The following is a 20,929-nucleotide window of genomic DNA, read 5'->3' as shown; positions in this document are numbered from 1 at the left end:
TCACCGACTTGCTGGCGCCCGGCTCAGCGGGTTGCGAGTTTCAGCTCGGCGACCGGTTTCCAATTGTCGCCCTCGGCCTTGGTCCGCACCGCGCCGAGGAAAAGACGCTCGCTCGGCACCTTTTGCGCCAGCAGGTAATCGCGCACGGCCGCGCCGCGATCCACGGCCAGTTGCCGCATCGACTCTTCATCGACGGCGACGTTGGCGGCAAGCAGCTTCTCCATTTCCTCGGTTGGCAGATCCTTGGCCAATCCCACCATGTTCCGGGGCTTGGTGATCTCCGAACGTTTGTAGGCAGCGGCCAGCAGCGCCGGGTACTCGGCGTCCGTGAGCGGCTCGACGTCGGCCGCATTCTTGCCCGCCCGGACGGCGGCTCTCCGCTTCTCAGTCTGCGCAAGAGCGCGAACTCGCTGGCGCTGGTAGGCCTCGCGCTCGCGCTCCAGGCTGGCCGTGCCCACGACCGTCATCTGCAGGGCCGGCCGGTCGACGATGGCTTTTGCGACCTTGTCCAGGCTTTCCTTGGCTTCGGCAGACAGGTCGGAATTGCCCAATGCAAACACGATGGAACTCGATTCGCCGCCCCCGCCTCCGCCGGTCAGCAAGGCGAAGGGCGCCGTCGCGGCCTTCGCAATCAAGTTGACGATGGCCTTGAGGATCAGCGGTCCTATGCTGAATTCCGGGTCGTTGATCGATCCCTTCAGCGGCAGATCGACGTCGATCACGCCGTTGCGATCGGCCAGAAGCGCCACGGCCAGGCGAACCGGCAGGCTGGCCGGGGCGCCCTCCACTTGCTCGCCGAACTGGAGTTGATTGAGGATCAGCCGATTCGACGCTGTCAAGCTGCCGTCCGGAGCGATCTTGTACGTCACGTCCATGCTGAGCTTGCCGCGCTCGATGCCATGTCCCGCGAACCGGATTGAATACGGCGACAGAGGCGGCAAGTCGAGCTCGCGCATCTTCGCGGTGATGTCGAGTTCGAGCGGCTTGGCGAGCGGATTCAGCTTGCCGTTGATCTCCAGCGATGCCGTCTGCTGGGCTTTTCCTCTAAGCTCGAGGTCCGCCAGTGCCGGCCTGTCGCCCTGGGGCTTGGACGAGAAAGCGCTCAGCTTGCCCGTGAGCTCCGTCAGATCAGCCGAATAGTTGGGCTTGATGAACAGATCGGAGAAGTCGATCTTGCCGTTGACCAGCGCCATCGGCCCGAAATTGATGATCGGGGCCATTGGATCGGCCGGTTCCGCGGGCTGCGCACCCGCCGCGGGTGAAGCCGAAGGGGCCGAAGGCGCGCCGCCGACCAGTTCCGCAGGCTGTGCCTTGTCGCCCGAAAGCGGTGCCTTCTCCTTCTTCGCGGCAGTCGTCGTATTCGTCCCCCGCCAACTGCGCTGCGTCTTGATTTCCGTTGGCGGAGCGCTCTCGGCTGCAGTCGGCGTCGGCTGCCCCGGCTTCTTGGTCAAGTCCAGCAGATTGAGGCGCCCGGTCGGATCGATGATGACGCGCGCGAAAAAATCGCTCAGCGTGGTCTCTCGCACGTCGAGCGTCAGCGGCGAACCGCGAACCATGTTGACCTGCACGCCGCGCAAACCCAAGGTCTTCCAACTCAGCAGCTGGTTGCTGCTGGACGAGCCTGCGGTTTGCGTGAGGGCGGCGCTGTTGGCGCGGAAATCATCGACAGCGGTGTCCCCGGCCAACCGGACATTCATGCCCTTACCGGTGTCGGAATATTGGACGGTGCCTCGATAGCTCGCGAATGCGCGGCGGATGTCGATGTTCAGCGCGTCGGCGTAGTACGCCTTGAAAGCGTGAGCTGGAAGAGAAGCGACCAGGAGCCGGCCCTCGGCTGCCAACGGCTTCAGCGCCAGATTGCCGTCATATTCGAAGCGCCCCGGCTCTGCTCGGCCCGACCCGATTCGGCCAGACAGCTTGAGCGGCGAGACAGTCGGCGTATTGGGCGCGATCTTTTGCGCGTTCACCTTCAAGGCGCTGATCTCGAAGGCGACGGGCGTCGCGCTCGCGTTGTCCGCATAGGACACTGCGCCATCTTCCACTGCCACCGTGCCAATGGAAAGAGCCCATGGCTTGGTGTTCGCCGCTGGCGTGGATCCCTCGGGGGCCTCGGACGGCTGGGGATTCTTGGGCGCGGCCACCTTCGCGTCCACAGTGCCGCCGCGGCTGCCGCCGGCAGGAGCCTTCAGCCAGCGCTCGAACATCCATCGCTTCTCGTTGTCCCGTTCGACACGAATCTTGGGGCTGCCAGCCGTCAACGAACCGATCGCGAGCGTGTGCGCGGTCATGTCGACTTCGGCATCCTTGATCTCGAAACGTCCCAGGCTCGCCAGCGCGGTCTTTTGTTGCGTGAGCGCCAGCCCTTCGGCAACGACGCTGCTCGCCTTGAGCTTGAGCTCGGGTTGCGTCCACGCAATCTCGACATGCCCGGTCAGCTTTCCGTCCAGCGTCGGTTCAAGGCTTTGCGCCAGATAAGGAGCGGCCAGCGACAACGGGAGCGCGTCGACCTGAGTCTGGACGTGCGCCACCTTGTCGGTCGCTTCACCATTGAATTTGACGGCCGCGCCGCCGACGGAAGTCGAGCCGTTGAACGTCGCGGGTTTTTCCATGGGCCAGGTCACCGCATTGACTTCGACCGCCAGGTCCTTGACGTCGATGGCCGCTGCAGGTTGCGTGGTCTCGTCACGCCAGCCGATGGCGCCCTGTGTCAGTGCGACCTTGTCGACCTGAACGCGCCATTCGGGCGGCTCGGCGACCTTGGCAGCGCCCTCTCCGTCTTGTGGCGGGGCCGGCACCGCGACGACTTTTTCCTTTGCGCCGGTGCTGGGGTTGATCGCCAGGAGGTTGATCTGGCCGCCCGGGTCTCGCGCCACCGCAAGTTGCGGCCCTGCCAGAGCAACTTCACTGAGGTGAACGACCCGGTCCAGCGGCCTGACGTCAGCCAGGGCGATCTTCAGCGAGTCGAAACCCAGAAGATCCTTGCCTTTGGTGTCCGCGACTTTGATGCCGTTCGCGGCGATGGTGCCTGTGATCTTGAGCCCCGCCGTAGCCGCCTGCTCGAAATCCACCTTCAGGTCGGCATCGAGCTTGCCGGCTTGCACCAACACGGGAAGATCGCCCGGCATGTACGCCAGATAAGGAACGAGGTCGAGCCCCTGGAAGCTCAGTTGCGCATCAGTCTTGTGGCTTTCGGCGAAAGGCGTGGACGATGCGGACGAATCGAACTTGCTGCCGTTGAGCACGAAAGCGAGCTTGGGCTCGGTCTTGACTTCCCGCTGAGAGGCCAGATTGCTCAGGAAGGGCACGTTGAGCACGAAGTCGCGCAGTTCGTGCTTGCGCTTGACCTTCTGGTCGTCGAAATCGAAAGACCCGCCCGAGATTCCGATGTTGTAGATGGCAAAGCGCGGAGGAGCGCCCTTGGGAGCGTCCGGCGCGGGGGCCAGTTTTTGCAGGATGTCATCGATGTCGTACTTGCCGTCCTCAAGATGAGTCAGGAGGATCGCCGGCGAGTCGATGGTCACTGCATCGATCACCGGTGCAAACCGGAGAATGGACTGCAACTCCCCATCCATATAGATGCGCTTGATGGCCAACTGCGAGCGCGCGCCATCGGCCGTGGCGATCTTCAAGTCGTTGACGGCGAGTTCGAGTGTCCAGGGTTTGAAATCGATCTTGCCGACCGTGACCTGTCGGCCCAACTTCTCGCTCGCGATCTTCTGTAGCTGGCTCTTGGCAATCGGCGGAACCGCCAGCCACGCGATAGCCCAGACGCCCAGAAGGACCAGCAAAGCGACGATCCCACGCCGCACCCATTTGTTTTGTTTCAGCCAAGCTGCATTCATCGACCGGGAGTGTGCCCGAAACAATTGAAGGCGAAACGGTGTTGACATTGAGTTGCCAAAGAAGAAAGCCCGGTGTCTCGACGCTGAGCCGAGACACCGGGCTTGATGGCGGGCGCAACGCCCATGCCATCGTTTCGCGCGACCGGAAGTTCAATGTTCCGGCCAGGCTGGCAGCAAGGGATTGCCACCATTTGGCCTCAGTCGCTGAACCGCGGGATTCCTCCTTCGGCTGCTGGACCTTGGTGATACGCCTCAATTCGAGGCCTCTTGAGCGTAGGCGCCTCGCGGAGAATTTTCAAGTGAGGTTTTCAATCGAAAATTGGTGCCCGATGCGCGAACTAACGTTTACATGAACGGCCAAGTTTTCGAATATCGATTGCATTCCTTATTCTTGACCGGGTATTTAGCCGCTCCTAGAATGCCGCAGCCCTGGCGCCGGACGGCCCAGGACTCTCACAACTCCGCTGCCGACTTTCCCCGGCTTTGATCAGGCGACCGCGCTCCTCCACCATGCGCGGACCTGATTCGTACCAATCCAAGCGCTGCTGCGTTCTGCTTAGCCCAAGGGCATTGCGAACAGGCGCCGCCAGAAAGGAAAAAAAGCGATGAAGCAGGTGCTTGATGCCACCGCCCGAGGGCTACGTACCTTCGCGTCCGACGTTGTCGACGGCTTTTTCGAAATCACCCACAACGGGTTTGCCCTTGTCGGGCTCGCGATCGTCTTTGCCGCCATTGCCATGGTCGCTCGGCCCGATCTTCGCCAATCTGGTGAAGAACAACTCATGGGCTGGCTCCAGTCACGCAAGCCGGCCCCCGAAGTCGCTGCAACGACCGATCTCGAACCCACAGCCATTGAGCGGACCACGGCCGCCAGCCCTCAGGAATTGCCCAAGCAGCAAGCCGCCGTCGCGTACTGGCTGAGCAAGAAATACCGCGTGGCCGTCGAGCCCCTGACCGTCTTGGTCGGCGAAGCTTTCGAGCTCGGCAAACGCACGAAGCTCGATCCGACGCTCATTCTGGCGATCATGGCCGTCGAATCCAGCTTCAATCCTTTCGCCCAGAGCCATGTCGGCGCTCAGGGCCTGATGCAGGTCATGACCCGCGTCCACGGCGAAAAATACGAAAGCGCCGGCGGCACGTTGACTGCTTTCGATCCCGTCACCAACATGCGCGTCGGCGTCAAGGTGCTGCAGGAATGCATCGCCCGCGCCGGCTCTCTCGAGGGCGGCCTGCGCTTCTACGTCGGGGCAGCGAATCTCACCGACGATGGCGGCTACGCCTCCAAGGTCCTGGCCGAGCACGAGCGTCTGCGCCAGGTCGTCGCGGGGCGCGCACCCTCGATCATGGCTCCGTCGCCGGCAGCGCGCCCGAATCCTGTTCCCGTCGTGGGCCCAGCGCCCGCCAAGCAGCCGGCGACTGATCCCGAGCGCGTCGCCTTGCTTGGGGATTCGTAGGCTTTTCGAGACGACGGCGACCGTCGTCAGCTACACTCGGCCAGCACGCGACTGGCGATAGGCGCAACCCTTTTCAGGTGCTTTGCGCTGACGTGGACTACCACTGGGAAGCGTGCCGCCTGCAGTCTCGAGCAGGCGTTCCGCCGTTCGCCTGGGCAGCCCTTGTTTGGTTGAAGAACAAGGACCATCGTCTTGAAGGACTGCCATGTACAACCGCAATCATCTGGTCGAACAGACCGATCCTGAAATCTGGGCTGCCATCCAGGCCGAAAACGCCCGCCAGGAACACCACATCGAGCTCATCGCGAGCGAAAACTACGCGTCGCCGGCTGTCATGGCTGCCCAGGGCTCGCAACTCACCAACAAGTACGCCGAAGGCTATCCGGGCAAGCGCTATTACGGCGGTTGCGAGCACGTGGACGTGGCCGAGCAGTTGGCCATCGATCGCGCGAAGCAACTCTTCGGCGCCGACGCGGCCAACGTCCAGGCGCATTGCGGCGCCTCCGCCAACGAAGCCGTCATGCTGGCCTTCCTGAAGCCCGGCGACACCATCATGGGCATGAGCCTGGCAGAAGGGGGGCACCTGACGCACGGCATGCCGCTCAACATGAGCGGCAAGTGGTTCAACGTCGTGAGCTATGGCCTGAATGACAAGGAAGAAATCGACTACGACGCGATGGAACGCAAGGCGCATGACGCAATGCCCAAGCTCATCATCGCGGGCGCGTCGGCCTATTCGCTGCGCATCGACTTCGAGCGCTTCGCCAAAGTGGCCAAGGATGTCGGCGCGATCTTCATGGTCGACATCGCCCACTACGCCGGGCTGGTCGCCGCGGGCGTGTATCCCAACCCCGTGCCTCACGCCGACGTCGTCACTTCCACCACGCACAAGAGCCTGCGCGGCCCGCGCGGCGGCATCATCCTGATGAAGTCGCAGCACGAAAAGGCCATCAACAGCGCGATCTTCCCGGGACTGCAGGGTGGCCCGCTGATGCATGTGATTGCCGCCAAGGCGGTCGCCTTCAAGGAGGCGCTCTCCCCCGAATTCAAGGCGTACCAGCAGCAGGTGGTCAAGAACGCTCAGATCGTCGCCGAGACGCTCACCGGGCGAGGCCTGCGCATCGTGAGCGGCCGCACCGAAAGCCACGTCATGCTCGTCGACTTGCGCGCCAAGGGCATTACGGGCAAGGAAGCCGAAGCCGTGCTGGGTGCCGCCCATATGACGATCAACAAGAACGCCATCCCGCATGACCCGGAAAAGCCGATGGTCACCAGCGGCGTGCGCATCGGCACGCCGGCGATGACGACCCGCGGCTTCAAGGACGAAGAAGCGCGAATGACCGCCAACCTGATCGCCGACGTGCTCGAAAACCCGCGCGATGCGGCCAACATCGAGGCGGTGCGCGCCAAGGTGAACGCGCTGACCAGCCGCTTCCCGGTCTATCGCTGATCCCATGACTGCCGTGCCCGGCGGAGCCGCCGCATGAAATGCCCTTTCTGCGGCCACCTCGAAACGCAGGTCGTCGAGACGCGCGTTTCGGAGGACGGCGACTTCGTCCGCCGTCGCCGGCAGTGCAGCGCTTGCGACAAGCGCTTCACCACCTACGAGCGGCCGGACGTGAACTTTCCGGTCGTGGTCAAGAAGGACGGCAGCCGCGCCGACTTCGTGGCCGCGAAGGTCCGCGCCTCGATGATGCTGGCGTTGCGCAAGCGCCCGGTCAGCATCGAGCAGATCGACACGGCGTTGCTGCGCATCGAGCAGAAGCTGCTTTCCAGCGGCTTGCGCGAGATCGAATCGACGAAAGTGGGCGAGCTCGTGATGCGCGAGCTCAAGCGACTGGACAAGGTCGCCTACGTCCGTTTTGCTTCGGTCTACCGCAGCTTCGAGGACGTGGACGAGTTCAGGCAGTTGCTCAGAGACATCTAGCGAGAGTCAACCTCAACCCTGCAGTCCAAGGGGGCGCAGGGCCCCGGAGCGGTCATCCCTTGCCGCAAACGCCCCCGCCGCAGTTGCCCTTTTTGTCGGGATCACAAATTCGTGCCCGGCCCGCTACGGACAGAACGACGGAACTGCGTCGCCCCGTCGATGCCCTGAATGTCACGCACCCAGCGCTCGCTCGCGAGAAGCCATTGGCATCGAAGGTGATCGATTTGTCGAAGCCGTTGCCGGTGCTGGTATCGACTTCGATTCCAGTCCTGAGCGCTTCGAATGTGCGCAGCACTGCCGACTCGTCATCAACCGCAGTGGTCACCTCCCATCCATTGTTCCAGTCGCGACTCATTGCGGTCAGCGTTGCCTTTTGCGAACGCTTCATGGCCTCCGATCGCGCAAGACTCAATGCAGCAATGAAATCGCTCGCGGTCGAGGCGAGACGTTGATTGAGCAGCAGATCCCTGAAGCTGGGAACGGCGACTGCGCTCAGGATTGCGACGAGCGCAACGACGATCATCATCTCTATCAATGTGAACCCGCGGGCACCGCGGCGATATGCAGGGCGAAAGAAGCGTGCGTTCATTGCCAGCACCTGCTTTGGTCGTCGCCGTCGCATCCCTTGACTCCGGTGCTTTCGAGCCAGATGTTGCCTACGGCAGGGTCGGAGAAGCCGGCCCTCAAAGTGGCAGTCAGGCGGATGCAATGGTCAGGGTCATCGCGTCCGTCGCATGCGCCGAGAGCGATCTCGTACTTGCTGGTGCCTTCGCTGTCGCCCGAGCCTGTCTTGTACAGCGCCTTGTTGTACCTTGCGCGCTGCGTGTAGACGCGCTCCTGCTGCTGCATTTCCTGCATGAGTGCGGTACGAGCTTCAGCGCGCCAACCCTTTCGGACGGAATCCATGTACGACGGATAGGCGATAGCGCCAAGGATGGCAACCAGCGCCACCACGATCAGCATTTCGATCAGCGTAAAGCCGCCAGACAAGCACGGCCGTTCGGTAGCCGAGTGCTTCATTTGCGGATGTCCTTGAAGTTGAGCACTTCGCGCCAGTTGAGACGGCCGGCAATTTGCGAGATCACGCCGCCTGCATCGCCTGCGATAGGGCTGACGATTGCACTCCCCGGACGGGAGCCCTCTCCCGAACCGAGGTTGATGACAGAAACCTTCTTGCGCTCGATGCGCCGGCCAAAGGTATCGGTCGAGCTGAAAGCGCCCTCGCCTTCCTGGATCAACAGCGGCGCCCCGAGCACACCAACGGTGGACGGAATGCAGGTGCTGCCCGATGACAGTCCGGTCATCGCATTCACCGCGCAGCTGTGCCCGCCGCCCCCGTTGCCTTCCAGGCCGCAAACGTTCGAGTCCGGAATCAACGTGTTGAACACCAAATAGCCATCGCTCAGCAACATTTGGGAAACTTGGCGCTCTCCTTGGCTCTCCGCGTCCGGCAGATCGAAGTACCAGCCTCGACGGTGCGGCGTCTTGGCGTTGTAGTTGCCGTAGACGAAGGCATCGCCGGAGATGGTGAACTGACCCGCGTGCTCGATATCGGCCTTCACCTGTCGCTGCTGCAAGTGCGTGCGAGTCTCGCTGTCGGAGATGGCCATGCCGGTGTCGTATACGCTGTAGAGCGTCTGCGTGTTGCGGCTGGTCAGGTCATCGACTTCGACGAATTTGCCGGTGCCGAAGAGCACGATCGCACCACCGTTCGGCCCTGCACCCACCTCCGGCGCAATTGTGATGGGCTGCCGTTTGCCCGCATCGTCTTTCGCGACCATGAGCGGTGCACCGCTCAGTGCCAGCGCGCCAGACTTGGCCGACTCGTTCCACGGCGCACTCTTGGTGAAATCGAACTTCCACAAATTGCCTTGGGTGTCGCCGGCGAAGAGCAGTAGGGTCGTGTTGTCTGCGCTTGTGTAGTCGCCCACCGGACCCAACGCATTGACGACAGTCGCATCGACCGGATCAGGCAGCACGATCTTGAAATAATCCTTCTCGATCACCCATGGCGTGTTGGCTTGCTTGTCCAAGGCCAGCAGGAACAGAGCCGCTGCCTTGTTCGGATTGCCGTTGTTGAAGCCCGAGGGCACCACGGCAAACCATCGATAGACGCCGGCCTGGCCAGCCGCGGCCGCCTCTGTCCGAAACTTCATGATGCGCGGCGCCTGAGTGACGTGCCCCATGTCCGGGTCATCGGCCCCCGTGAACTCCCACATCACCCGATCTTCAGAAAAGCGCGCCGGGTCGGAGATGTCCAGTGCGAAGACGCCGCGTGCGCCGCCGCCCATGCCAGAGACGAGCACCGTCTTCGCCGATCCGTTTGCCGATTGGATTTCACCTGAGACGGAATTGCCGTCGACATAGGACTGGTGGCCGTAGTCAGGCGAGGTGTAGGCGCCGAGCCTTGCGTGCAACGCACGTGGCACGTAGGCAAACAATTCGTCGCCGCTATCGGCTGCGAACGCGTGGAGCATGCCGTCGTTCGCGCCGACGTACACAGCCTGCGCAGCGGCGTTTTCGACCCACAGTGGGGCAGCATTCGCGATGTCGCCCATGACCGAATCACGTGTTCTGAACTGGCCATTGCCGCCTTCGGCTTCCTTCGAACGATCGCCGCGGAGATAGTCGACGCGGGCCTCGCCGAGATTGTCTTTTGTACCTGTCGCGGAATAGGGTTCCGTGTCCAGGCGACCCTTCAACGTGGCGTCTTCCTTCAGCGCATTCCAGGTGAATTCAGCGCCGGCGCCGGAACTGAGCATGGTGAAGATGCGCCGTGTATCAGGGTCGCGAGCCTGGATCGGCGGATTCGCCTGAAGGTTGCCGGTCAGTCGATCGCCAGCATTCCAGATCGGCGTGGCGTCCTGGCCTGCTGCACCGTTTTCATGGCGCAACTTATAGGCGAGCACCGAGCCAGACCATCGCGTGCTGTCCGCTTGAGGAACGTAAAGCGTCCCCCCGGTGGACGCAATGCGCGAATTCGACAATGCACCCCCTGCAGGGCTCCCGCTGCTCACGCTCGACGCGCCGGCACTTGCACTCGCAAAAATCCTGCGAACGGCCGCGACCATCTTCCGAGGCTCGTCGGCGAGGAAATATTTGGCCGGCTTGGGCTTTGCGTCGTCGTCGACCCCGGATTGCCATTCGGCATTCGAAAAGGATTCATCGGCGCCCGCTCCGATGGAAGTCACGAATGGATTGCCATCGTTGTTCTTGTCGTCGAAGCCGCCGTACTTTGCGGCCAAATAGAACGAACTGCCGCGTTGCTTCTCACCCATGGTGCCCGAGCCCGATTCGTCCATGTCGACGGCGTAGGTCTTGACGCGCACGCCCGGGTAATCGCCCCGAATGGATTGCGTGTTGGCCCAATAGGCCAATCCTGCCCATCCCAATGATCCTTGGTCGGACCCGACATCCAAGGTGTCGATGTTTGCAGAGGTGATTGTTTGCCTGTTCGCAAGATGATCGGTATAGGCAATAGCGCGCGGCCCGGCATCATTGCCGCGCGTCATCAAAGTGGCATTGCTTCCCGAAGGACCAGGGTATGAAAGAGCCTCATTGTTCTCGAATGCCCCGACGATCCTCGACCAGAAGGCAGTGTCAGGATCCGCTGCCTCTACCTGGCGAAGCCCGGCCCATCCGTCGAGTCCATCCGTCATCAGCCCTGGAAGAGAGCCGTCATGGTCCGTGTAAGGACTTCCGATCACAACAACATGATTGCGCTGGCAGCTTGAGACTATAGGATCCCAACCGCTCTTTGCACCTGCGCCCCAGCGCCTCGTCTCGTTGTAAACAGGAAATCCGTCTCCCATTGCTGCAGTGATGTTTCTGGTGGCAGCGGTCGTCGGTTCCAGCCCCTGCAAATACCGGAGAGACTCGTAATACATCTCGCCGGCCGGGTCGAGATCCTTGTAGTTGGCGATTGCAGAACCGGTGCGTCCGTATTGATTGATGTAGTTAACGACGCCGCTGGTCCCTTCGCTGCTCGACAGGGGGTTTGCCAGGAACACCCCGCTATCGGCATCCCATTCGGCTTCGGCGTTGGCGAGCTTCTCGAACTTGTCGCTCTCCGTCGTCGGGCCCACGAATTTCATTGGCGCACGCAGGGCACCGCCGTAACGGGCATTGCCCTGGTCCATCAAATAGCCGAAAGCCGCGAAGCGCATCTTTTCTGCAAACGCCTGGATCGTGCCCGCTGGCTTGAACTTGCCATTTGGATATCTCACGCAAAGGTCGCTGCGAACGGGGCCTTCCGACGTCGAGCAAACCTCGACGCGCGCCAGATACGGCCCAGATCCATCAGGTCCAAAACTCTGATCCGTTCCTGGGTTGCTGCATGTTCCGGACGACGTCGGCCCCACGAACAAAAGATTGCTGCAATTGGAAAAGTGCAAAGTGCCGTCTTTCTCGACGCCCCTCTTCGCGACCAATGGCGTCAACTTGTCGAGATGGCCCTCCACAGACCGTTGGGAGAAATGGCTCGAGTTATAGAAGTCGGACGGAAGCACCGCGCGTTGGAGCACGGTGGCGCTCGGTGTGTCTTTCACACGATCGCCGCCTGTCAACGCGTATCGCAACATGTCCACGGCGGACGAGGCGGCCCAGTTCAACAGGTTGCCGCTCCATTGATCCGAACAGGCAATGGCCTCATTCGAGATGCTCGCCGTCGCGGTCCGCTTGAAATACCCGTCCGCCGTCGAATAGTCGTAGCACCCCATCGGGTCCCAATAGCCGACATAGGCCGCCTTGATGTCGAAAGAGGTTCGATACGCAGCTCCTGTTGTCGAAGATGTGACGGAGAGGTCCAACACCATGTTGGGCTTGACTGGCGATGACGCGGCGTAAAGCGGCAGATCCGGAAGGACRGCGTCTGGCGGAGCCTGAACACTAGCAGCCCATGTGGACATGCCGGCGACATAAAGGGCCATAGCGAAGGCGGCCCTTCTCAAATCTTTCTCTCGAATCCCGAACAATTTCAACTCCCTTGCTGATCTTCTTATGGGCAACCGCTACTGACGGTTGGCTTGTGCAAACTCGTCTGTAGAACCACCTGCGTTTCTTTCCTGACACCAAACCCGATGGCCGTGACCCGAAATAGATAAGTCGTCTTGCCGGCACTCGCGCTTTGAAGGCGATCGGACTCCCACCCCCCGTTGTTGCGCATGGCCTCTATGACGTAGCGTGGCGGAGCAGCGGGTGTCGCGCCTGTGCCGGTCACGTATTTCTGTCCAGTGAAGGCGCCGTATTCAACCGATGTGCGGCTTTCAGGCGAGAGATCGGCGCGCATCCACGCCGGCGTTGCGCCGCTTTGCGCGGGAGCGCAAAGGCCCTGGTTATTTCCGGCGCTGCCGCACCCCGGGACGAACGCCGCCACATCCTTGCTGTTGAACAGGCAAAGACGCGAAGAGGTGTGCTTGTTCGGTCCCAGAACATCGAGTTCGGCATCGACCAATGCCGCCTCCGCGGCCTGGAAGGCGATCTCCCTGTCTCGATCATTCCTTGCCGCAACTTCATCGACGACCGAAAGCTGCGCCGCACCCAACCCCAACACGGTGACGACGATCAACAGGAGCAGCACGACGATCAGCGAGAAGCCCGATTCGCGACTCATGCGGGATTCCTCGCTGCGTTTCGCAGCTTCACGGTGAATGTCGCAACGGCACGAAAGCGCCCATCGTCCGGCGGATCGAAGTAGATCTTCTCAAACCCCTTGCCCAGTGGGTAGCGCCGATAGTCTTCGCCGCTGACCTGTCTCAGATCGCCGTTGGGGCGACTGCTCCGGGCCACCACGCCCACGCGAACTGCCACGACCTTGCGCCACTCGCCATTGACGCTCCCCCCGCCCGCAGCTTTGGCCGAAATCTCCCTGGCCTCGAGCCACGCATCAGGCACGCCGTCGCCGTCGCCGTCATGCCCGTAGACGACCTTGAATTTTTCGACACCGCGCGCCAAGGGCTGCGAATACAAGGACCCCGTGCTGGATGGCGCCTTGCAGTAGAGCTCGGGCTCTCCATCGTCCGCGGGAGCCACGAAGAAGAAGCTGGACACACGGCCACCGGTGGGAGAAGCCTCGGCAGGTCCAGCGTGACCCACACCCAGGCAGTCGATGATGGTCCCGTCGTCCTTGCCGGCATCGTTGGCGCTGCTGCGGCCGAAGAAGCGAACGACAAGCGAGTCGTTGCCCGCGCTCAGGTCGGTGTCGTCCTCTCCGAAGCTGTTGCCGTTCTTGCCGACTGCCGTGTTGCTGGCACCCACGACAGGAAGGTCGAAAAGACCATCGGCACCATCGAGCGGCGCTGCGTCGCCGCCGCCGACGACAACACCCTGCGTCAGGTGGTCAGGCGCATAGTCCGAGTAGCCCGCCTGACGAAGCTGCCCCTGCACCACATGACGCGCAAAGCGAAGCGATTCGTGGACCGCCTGGGCGTCGGCGCTGGTGTTGAACAGCCTCTTTCCTGCGAGAAAAGCCGTCGAGGCAGCGAGCACGATGACCAAGCCGACCGCCATGGCGATCATCAGCTCGATCAACGTCACGCCGCGTTGCCGCAATCGAGACTCCATTCAGGAACTCCCGCCGTCGCTCTCGGTATCGCCGTAGTTATGCCCCGGAATCAGCTGCATGACGATGCGAGGCTCTCGCTGGGCCATTTCGTCTTCGCTGCCGATTCGGGGCACCCAGCCCAGCTTGACGACGAGGTTGCGGCCCTCGTCGCTGCAGTTCCATGCGTACCGGAAGTCGTCGCTGTCGTCGCTCACCACGGCGTCATCGAAGCACACCACCACGTGGGCCTGCGGGAGAGCACGTCTGGCACGACTGAGCCACTGCTCCATATCCCAGGCCGCCAGGCTCGCCTCGTCGCATGCGGCATCGATGCCGACGCAGGTGTCGCCCTGCCCCGGAAGCGCATCCGTGCTCTTGAAGTCGACCAGATAAGGATTGGCCCGGCCATTTCGCGCCGCGACATTCTTGTTGACGCGCGTCTTCTCCGAAAGCTCACGCACGAGGTTGACCGCTTCGGTGAACGACGCCGATTCGCTGGTGCTCCTCACGGATGTCAACAACATCCCCACCATGCCCAGCAATCCAAGGCTGAGAACGACGATCGAGACGAGCACCTCGATCAGCGAAAAGCCTCCGGCCGGACGTTTGCTTAACGCCATGATTTTTCCTCTCCCTCTTTGGCCGCGCAGTCTAATGACGAGCCTTCGCCGTTCATCCCGGTTTTTCTACCGCTCGTATGATTCGGCCGGTGCGTCCCGCGATGTCCCTCAGACTCTCGCTCCGCGGTACTCCGTTCGACTACATGGTTGCTTCCGTGCCCCCACTCAATGCCGATGAACAGCAGATCGCCGCTGCGCAACAACTCGCGTTCGAAGCGCGCTATCTCACCGATCCCAATCCGCGCGTGGGTTGCGTCCTGACGGACGCCGCAGGCGAGGTCATCGGGATCGGCCATACGCAGCGCACGGGAGGCCCGCATGCCGAGGTGATGGCCTTGCAGAACGCTGCTGCAAGAGGTCATTCGGTCGCGGGCGCGACGGCTTACGTCACGCTGGAGCCTTGCTCGCATCACGGCCGCACCGCCCCTTGCTGTGACGCCTTGGTCTCGGCGGGCATTCGCCGTGTGGTTGCTTCCGTCTCGGACCCGAACCCTCTCGTCGGTGGCAAGGGCTTCGAGCGTCTTCGCGCCGCCGGCGTGGAAGTCGTGGTCGGGCCTGGCGCCGCGGAATCGCGCGAACTCAACATCGGTTTTTTCAGCCGCATGGTGCGCAAGACGCCGTGGGTGCGCCTCAAGGTTGCGGCCTCGCTCGACGGCAAGACGGCGCTCACCAATGGCGTGAGCCAATGGATCACTTCGGAACCCGCCCGCGCTGACGGCCATGCATGGCGGGCGCGAGCGAGCGCCGTGCTGACCGGTGTCGGCACGCTGATCGACGACGACCCGCGCCTGGACGTGCGCCTGGTCGAAACATCCCGACAACCGCATCTGGTGGTGGTGGACAGCCGCCTGCAAACGCCGCCCGAGGCGAAGATCTTCGGCGTCCCGGGCCGCAAGATCTGGATCTACGCCGCGAGCAGGGACGAGCCCAAAGCCCGAGCCCTGGAGGCGCGGGGTGCCACGATCACGGTCCTGCCCAACGCCGATGGCAAGGTGGATCTTTCCGCCATGCTGCGCGACCTCGCCGATCGCGAAATCAATGAACTGCATGTGGAAGCCGGTCACAAGCTCAACGGCTCGTTGATCCGCGAAGGACTGGTCGATGAAATGCTGCTGTACCTGGCGCCCAAATTTCTCGGCGACGGCCTGGAAATGGCAAGCCACCCCTTTGCCGAAGGGCCACTGACCGCGCTGTCGGGGGCCCTCGCGCTGGATTTCCGCTCCGTCGATCGCTTCGGAGCCGACATCCGGATCCTGGCCCGAATCGCAGGCCGGGACGCTTTCTAAGGCGTGCCCGTCGCCGCGCCCCACATCTCTGCGAAAATGCCGGGATGTTCACCGGAATCATCACCGGCGTGGGGCGCATCGCCGCAGTCCACGACCTCGGCAGTTCTTCATCCCACGGCAAGCGGCTCAGCATCGCGGTGCCTGACGGCTATCTCGACGACGTGGGCCTCGGTGACAGCATCGCGCTCAACGGCGCCTGCATGACCGTCACCACGCTCGATCCCCCGCAGCAACTCTTCACCATCGACATCTCGGCCGAATCGCTCGACAAGACGGCCGGGCTGTCGGAAGAAGCCGCGCGGGTCAATCTCGAGAAGGCTCTGCGCGCCAATGACCGGCTGGGGGGCCATATCGTGTCCGGCCACGTCGATGGCATCGGCACGGTCAGCCATTTCGCGCCGGTCGGCGAAAGCTGGGAGCTTCGCGTACTGGCTCCGCCCGCCCTTGCCCGCTTCCTCGCCTACAAGGGCTCGATCACCGTGAACGGCGTCAGCCTCACGGTCAACAGCGTGAGCGACGGCCCGGACGGAAGCGAAGTCAGCATCAACCTGATCCCCCATACGGTCGAAAACACTGCCCTCGGCAGCCTCACGAAAGGCAGCCGCGTCAACCTCGAAATCGATACCGTGGCGCGCTACGTGGAGCGCATGCTCCAGGCGGGCGCCCTTCCCCTCCCAAAGAAAGACAACGCGCCATGAACGCCTCCGTCACGCCCATCGGAGCCCCGCGGGGCGTCCGCGCCCCGGCATCCATCTCGCCGGTCGAGGACATCGTCGCCGAGCTGCGCGCCGGCCGCATGGTGATCCTCGTCGACGAGGAAGACCGCGAGAACGAAGGCGACATCGTCCTGGCGGCCGACCACGTGACGCCCGAGGCCATCAACTTCATGGCGCGCCATGCCCGGGGGCTGATCTGCCTCACGCTGTCGCGCGAAATGTGCGAGCGGCTCCAGCTGCCGCCCATGGTGGCTCGCAATGGCGCCAAGCATTCCACCGCGTTCACTGTGTCGATCGAGGCGGCTGAAGGCGTGACGACCGGCATCTCGGCGGCGGACCGTTCTCGGACGGTGCAGGCGGCGGTCGCGCCGAATGCCGTCGCTGCCGACCTCGTCCAGCCGGGGCACATCTTTCCGCTGCAGGCTGTCGACGGCGGCGTGCTCATGCGGGCCGGCCATACCGAAGCGGGCTGCGATCTCGCCAGCATGGCCGGGTGCTCGCCAGCCGCGGTGATCTGCGAGGTGATGAACGAAGACGGCACGATGGCCCGCCTGCCCGACCTGCAGTTCTTCGCGGCCGAGCACGGCATCAAGATCGGCACCATCGCTGCCCTGATCGAACACCGCAGCCGCACGGAATCGCTGGTCGAAAAAGTGGGATGCCGCGAAATCGAGACCGCCTGGGGCCCCTTCACCGCTCACGCGTTCAAGGACAAGCCGAGCAACGGCGTGCACCTGGCGCTGGTCCGCGGCAAATGGAACGCCAGCGACACCGTGGACGTGCGCGTGCACGAGCCGCTTTCGGTGCTCGACGCGCTCGAACGCAATCGCGCCCTGCACTCCTGGAGCCTCGATGCCAGCCTCGCGCATCTCGCGGCCGAAGGCAAAGGCGTTGCCGTGCTGCTGAACTGCGGAGAAACCGGCGCCGAGTTGCTGTCGCAGTTCGACGGCACCGCGCGCCCGGCGCAGGCGCCCGAGCGCGGTCGCATGGACCTGCGCAGCTACGGCATCGGCGCGCAAATCCTGCGTGAATGCGGCGTGCACAAGATGAATCTTCTGGGCACGCCGCGTCGCATGCCCAGCATGGCGGCGGGCTATGGGCTCGAAATCGCCGGCTACCTCTCCAAGGACGACGAACAATGAACCACCCACACGCAAGGCGGAACGCCTGATGCAGCACGCCAATAAGGGCGCCGACCTCGAAGTGGACGGCAAGGGGCTGCGCATCGGCATCGTTCAGGCGCGCTTCAATGAAGACATCACCAATGCGCTTGCCGAGGCCTGTCTGGGCGAGCTTGCCGCGCTGGGCGTCGCCAAATCCGACATCGACCACGTGAGCGTGCCCGGCGCGCTCGAAGTCCCTGTCGCGCTGCAGGCGCTGGCCGAGCGTAACCGCTATCACGCGCTGGTTGCGCTGGGCTGCATCATTCGCGGAGAGACCTATCACTTCGAACTGGTCGCGAACGAATCGGGCGCCAGCGTGAGCCGCCTGGCGCTCGACTATCGCCTTCCGATCGCCAACGCGATCCTCACGACCGAAAACCTCGAACAGGCGATCGCGCGCCAGACCGACAAAGGCCGCGACGCTGCGCGCGTCGCCGTCGAAATGGCGCGACTGCTCGCCACCCTCTCATGACCGAAGACACCAAAAGCCCGGGCGGCAAGCCACGCCAAACCCGCACGGGCCTCACCAGCACCGGCGCGCGAAAGGCTTCGGCCAAATCCACGCGCAGCCGCGCTCGCGAGTTCGCATTGCAAGCGCTTTATCAGCATCTGGTAGGCCACAACGAACCGGCGGCGATCGACGAATTCACGCGTGATCTGGCCGGCTTTCACAAGGCGGACGCTGCGCACTACGACGCGCTTCTGCATGGATCGATCGAGACTGCGCAACAGCTCGACGCACTGATCGTGCCGCTGCTCGACCGCAAGCTCGAGGAGATTTCGCCGGTCGAGCATGCCGTGATGTGGATCGGCGTTTATGAGTTTCAGAATTGCCCCGACGTGCCCTGGCGCGTGGTCCTGAACGAATGCATCGAGCTCGCCAAGGAGTTTGGCGGTACCGACGGCCACAAGTATGTGAATGCCGTGCTCAACGGCGTTGCACCGCAATTGCGCGCGCTCGAAGTCGAGGCCGATCGCGCGAGCGGAAAGGCAAAGCCATGAGGATTTCGAAGCGCGCGGAGCGCATCGAACCTTTCTATGTGATGGAGGTCGCCAAGGCGGCGTCCAAGCTCGCTCGCGAAGTGGCTCTCACCGACCGGCCGATGATCTTCCTCAACATCGGCGAGCCGGATTTCACGGCACCTCCGCTGGTGCAGGAACACGCCGCCCGCGCAGTGCGCGCCGGGGCAACGCAGTACACGCAGGCCACTGGCCTCGACCACCTGCGCGAGCGCATCAGCCACTGGTACACCCAACGATTTGGCGTCGAAGTGCCGGCACGCCGGATCGTCATCACGGCTGGCGCTTCGGCCGCGCTGCAGTTGGCCTGCCTTGCCCTGATCGAAGCCGGCGACGAGATGCTGTTGCCTGATCCGAGCTATCCCTGCAACCGCCATTTCGTCACCGCCGCCGATGGCCGCGCGGTGCTGGTGCCGACCACCGCTGCCGAGCGCTTTCAGCTCAGCGCCGCCAAGGTCGAAGACGCATGGACCGACCGCACGCGCGGCGTGCTGCTGGCGTCGCCTTCGAATCCGACGGGCACATCGATCGCACCCGACGAACTTCGCCGCATCCATGAGGTCGTCAGCCGTCGCGGCGGCATCACGCTGGTCGACGAAATCTATCTGGGCCTCTCTTACGACGATGCCTTCGGCCAGACCGCGCTCGCCATCGACGACCAGGTCATCAGCATCAACAGCTTCAGCAAGTACTTCAACATGACCGGCTGGCGTCTTGGCTGGATGGTGGTGCCGGACTCGCTGGTGCCTGCCATCGAACGCCTGGCGCAGAACCTTTTCATCTGCGCGAGCACGGTGTCGCAATACGCCGCGCTTGCCTGCTTCGAGCCCGAGAGCATCACCGAATACGAACGCCGCCGTGCCGAGTTCAAAGCGCGGCGCGACTGGTTCATTCCGCAACTCGACGCGCTCGGCCTCAAGGTGCCCGTGGTGCCCGACGGCGCCTTCTACGCCTGGGCCGACTGCAGCGATTTTGCCGAGAAGCTCGGCATCTCCGGCAGTTGGGACTTCGCCTTCGAAGCCATGAAGCAGGCCCACGTCGCCGTCACTCCGGGCCGCGACTTCGGCGCTGCCGATACGTCGCGCTTCATCCGTTTTTCGACGGCCAGCTCGATGGCGCACCTCGAAGAATCGATTGCGCGGCTGCGAGCCTGGGCGGGCGCCGCCGTTCCCGCATGAGCTTTGCGCTGCCCATCCGCATTTATTGGGAAGACACCGATGCGGGCGGCATCGTGTTCTATGCCAACTACCTCAAGTTCATGGAACGCGCGCGCACCGAATGGCTGCGCTCGCTCGGCATTGCCCAAGGGCGTTTGCGCGAGGAAACCGGCGGCATCTTCGTCGTGAGCGAAACGCAGCTCAAATACCACCGCCCGGCACGGCTCGACGATGAACTGCTCGTTACAGCCGAGCTTCGCCAGATCGGCTCCGCGTCACTCATAATCGCCCAGCGCGTGCTATCAAAAACAGAGCAAGACGCCGATGAGGGCGAGATGGCGCACGCCACGCTCCTGTGCGAAGGCACGATCCGCATCGGCTGGGTCCTGGCCGACACACTGCGGCCCGCGCGCATCCCCCCTCAAGTTTCGGGAACCCTCGAGCGCTACGCCCGCTCCATGTCTCAACCTCTCAAGCCATGAATCAAGACCTCTCGATCATCTCCCTGCTGCTGCATGCCAGCATCCCCGTACAGCTCGTCGTGCTGCTGCTCATCGTGGTTTCCGTCGCGAGCTGGGCCGCGATCTTCCGCAAGTACTTTGCGCTGAAGAGAACCCGTTCGCTCAACGAAGATTTCGAGCGCGACTTCTGGTCCGGCACGAGCCTGAACGAACTGTTCTCCTCGGCCGCGCAGAACGCCAAGTTCGCCGGCCCGATGGAACGCATCTTCGCGTCCGGCATGCGCGAATACCAAAAGCTGCGCGAGCGCCACGTGTCGGACACGGGCACGCTGCTCGACGGCGCACGCCGCGCCATGCGCGCGAGCTTCCAGCGAGAACTCGACGCTGTCGAACAGAACCTCTCCTTTCTCGCAACCGTCGGCTCTGTCTCGCCTTACGTCGGCCTCTTCGGCACCGTGTGGGGGATCATGCATGCCTTCACAGGGCTCGCCGCGCTTGCGCAGGTCACGCTTTCGACGGTCGCACCCGGCATCGCCGAAGCGCTGGTCGCGACTGCCATCGGGCTCTTCGCGGCCATTCCGGCGGTGGTCGCCTACAACCGCTTTGCGCGCGAAATCGACAAGATCGCCATCGCACTCGAGACCTTCATCGAAGAGTTCTCGAATATCCTTCAGCGCAACCTGACGGCGCACGTGCATCCGGCGTCCGTCACCGCGGCCACCGGCCGCTGAAGCGGAGCACC

General features: G+C 63.1%; 18 protein-coding genes and 1 riboswitch. Of the genes, 11 read left to right on the top strand and 7 right to left on the bottom strand.

What is annotated here, in order from left to right:
• Positions 1-23: 23 nt before the first annotated feature.
• Positions 24-3,842 carry a DUF748 domain-containing protein gene (locus tag AC1DMA_RS14110; protein ID WP_478144585.1) on the bottom strand — a complete coding sequence of 1,273 codons (3,819 nt, stop codon included), beginning with the start codon at positions 3,840-3,842 and terminating at the stop codon, positions 24-26.
• Between the two features lie 605 nt (positions 3,843-4,447).
• Here AC1DMA_RS14110 and AC1DMA_RS14105 point away from each other — a divergent pair.
• From AC1DMA_RS14105 to nrdR, 3 genes are all read left to right on the top strand, one after another.
• Positions 4,448-5,296, top strand: a complete 849-nt coding sequence (locus AC1DMA_RS14105; RefSeq protein ID WP_478123553.1) for a transglycosylase SLT domain-containing protein — start codon at positions 4,448-4,450, stop codon at positions 5,294-5,296.
• A 37-nt stretch (positions 5,297-5,333) separates the two neighbouring features.
• Positions 5,334-5,460: riboswitch (ZMP/ZTP riboswitch) on the top strand.
• Positions 5,461-5,501: 41 nt separating this feature from the next.
• A complete protein-coding gene (glyA, locus tag AC1DMA_RS14100; RefSeq protein ID WP_478123554.1) occupies positions 5,502-6,746 on the top strand; it encodes a serine hydroxymethyltransferase in 1,245 nt (414 codons plus the stop codon).
• Between the two features lie 33 nt (positions 6,747-6,779).
• The gene (gene nrdR, locus AC1DMA_RS14095) at positions 6,780-7,223 is read left to right on the top strand and encodes a transcriptional regulator NrdR (RefSeq protein WP_478123555.1); all 444 of its coding nucleotides are present in this window, start codon (positions 6,780-6,782) and stop codon (positions 7,221-7,223) included.
• Positions 7,224-7,275: 52 nt separating this feature from the next.
• Here the strand turns inward: nrdR and AC1DMA_RS14090 are convergent, their stop codons facing one another.
• The 6 genes from AC1DMA_RS14090 to pilV form a co-directional block, all read right to left on the bottom strand.
• Positions 7,276-7,812: a GspH/FimT family pseudopilin gene (locus tag AC1DMA_RS14090; RefSeq protein WP_478144584.1), complete on the bottom strand. Its 537-nt coding sequence runs from the start codon at positions 7,810-7,812 to the stop codon at positions 7,276-7,278.
• Positions 7,809-8,243, bottom strand: coding sequence for a type IV pilin protein (locus tag AC1DMA_RS14085; protein WP_478144583.1), 435 nt, complete (start codon positions 8,241-8,243; stop codon positions 7,809-7,811). The genes AC1DMA_RS14090 and AC1DMA_RS14085 overlap by 4 nt, the downstream gene beginning before the upstream one ends.
• Entirely contained in the window at positions 8,240-12,037 is a 3,798-nt protein-coding gene (locus tag AC1DMA_RS14080) for a pilus assembly protein (protein WP_478144582.1), read from the bottom strand. The genes AC1DMA_RS14085 and AC1DMA_RS14080 overlap by 4 nt, the downstream gene beginning before the upstream one ends.
• Before the next feature lie 182 nt (positions 12,038-12,219).
• Positions 12,220-12,834 carry a pilus assembly PilX family protein gene (locus AC1DMA_RS14075; RefSeq protein WP_478144581.1) on the bottom strand — a complete coding sequence of 205 codons (615 nt, stop codon included), beginning with the start codon at positions 12,832-12,834 and terminating at the stop codon, positions 12,220-12,222.
• Positions 12,831-13,784 (bottom strand): PilW family protein, encoded by a 954-nt coding sequence (locus tag AC1DMA_RS14070; RefSeq protein ID WP_478144580.1) that lies wholly within the window; start codon positions 13,782-13,784, stop codon positions 12,831-12,833. Before AC1DMA_RS14070 ends, AC1DMA_RS14075 begins: the two co-directional genes overlap by 4 nt.
• A complete protein-coding gene (gene pilV / locus AC1DMA_RS14065) occupies positions 13,785-14,384 on the bottom strand; it encodes a type IV pilus modification protein PilV (protein WP_478144579.1) in 600 nt (199 codons plus the stop codon). It abuts the gene before it with no gap.
• Between the two features lie 143 nt (positions 14,385-14,527).
• Between pilV and ribD the strand changes: the two genes are divergently transcribed.
• From ribD to tolQ, 8 genes are read left to right on the top strand one after another with little or no spacing between them, the layout of a single operon-like run.
• Positions 14,528-15,670 (top strand): bifunctional diaminohydroxyphosphoribosylaminopyrimidine deaminase/5-amino-6-(5-phosphoribosylamino)uracil reductase RibD, encoded by a 1,143-nt coding sequence (ribD, locus tag AC1DMA_RS14060; protein WP_478144658.1) that lies wholly within the window; start codon positions 14,528-14,530, stop codon positions 15,668-15,670.
• 44 nt (positions 15,671-15,714) lie between these two features.
• On the top strand, positions 15,715-16,368 hold the full coding sequence (locus AC1DMA_RS14055; protein ID WP_478144578.1) for a riboflavin synthase: 654 nt from the start codon (positions 15,715-15,717) through the stop codon (positions 16,366-16,368).
• Positions 16,365-17,528, top strand: coding sequence for a bifunctional 3,4-dihydroxy-2-butanone-4-phosphate synthase/GTP cyclohydrolase II (gene ribBA / locus AC1DMA_RS14050; protein WP_478144577.1), 1,164 nt, complete (start codon positions 16,365-16,367; stop codon positions 17,526-17,528). The genes AC1DMA_RS14055 and ribBA overlap by 4 nt, the downstream gene beginning before the upstream one ends.
• Positions 17,529-17,556: 28 nt before the next feature.
• Positions 17,557-18,021, top strand: a complete 465-nt coding sequence (gene ribH / locus AC1DMA_RS14045) for a 6,7-dimethyl-8-ribityllumazine synthase (RefSeq protein ID WP_478144576.1) — start codon at positions 17,557-17,559, stop codon at positions 18,019-18,021.
• Positions 18,018-18,551 carry a transcription antitermination factor NusB gene (nusB, locus tag AC1DMA_RS14040; RefSeq protein WP_478123565.1) on the top strand — a complete coding sequence of 178 codons (534 nt, stop codon included), beginning with the start codon at positions 18,018-18,020 and terminating at the stop codon, positions 18,549-18,551. The genes ribH and nusB overlap by 4 nt, the downstream gene beginning before the upstream one ends.
• Complete coding sequence (locus tag AC1DMA_RS14035; protein ID WP_478144575.1) at positions 18,548-19,747, top strand: pyridoxal phosphate-dependent aminotransferase; 1,200 nt, start codon at positions 18,548-18,550, stop codon at positions 19,745-19,747. The genes nusB and AC1DMA_RS14035 overlap by 4 nt, the downstream gene beginning before the upstream one ends.
• Complete coding sequence (locus AC1DMA_RS14030; RefSeq protein WP_478144574.1) at positions 19,744-20,208, top strand: tol-pal system-associated acyl-CoA thioesterase; 465 nt, start codon at positions 19,744-19,746, stop codon at positions 20,206-20,208. The genes AC1DMA_RS14035 and AC1DMA_RS14030 overlap by 4 nt, the downstream gene beginning before the upstream one ends.
• Complete coding sequence (tolQ, locus tag AC1DMA_RS14025) at positions 20,205-20,918, top strand: protein TolQ (RefSeq protein WP_478123568.1); 714 nt, start codon at positions 20,205-20,207, stop codon at positions 20,916-20,918. The genes AC1DMA_RS14030 and tolQ overlap by 4 nt, the downstream gene beginning before the upstream one ends.
• Positions 20,919-20,929: the final 11 nt, after the last annotated feature.

The organism is Variovorax sp. 05N34, from assembly GCF_056397405.1.
The sequence above is the reverse complement of the archived record's forward strand: the minus strand, read 5'-3'. Positions and strand labels throughout refer to the sequence as shown.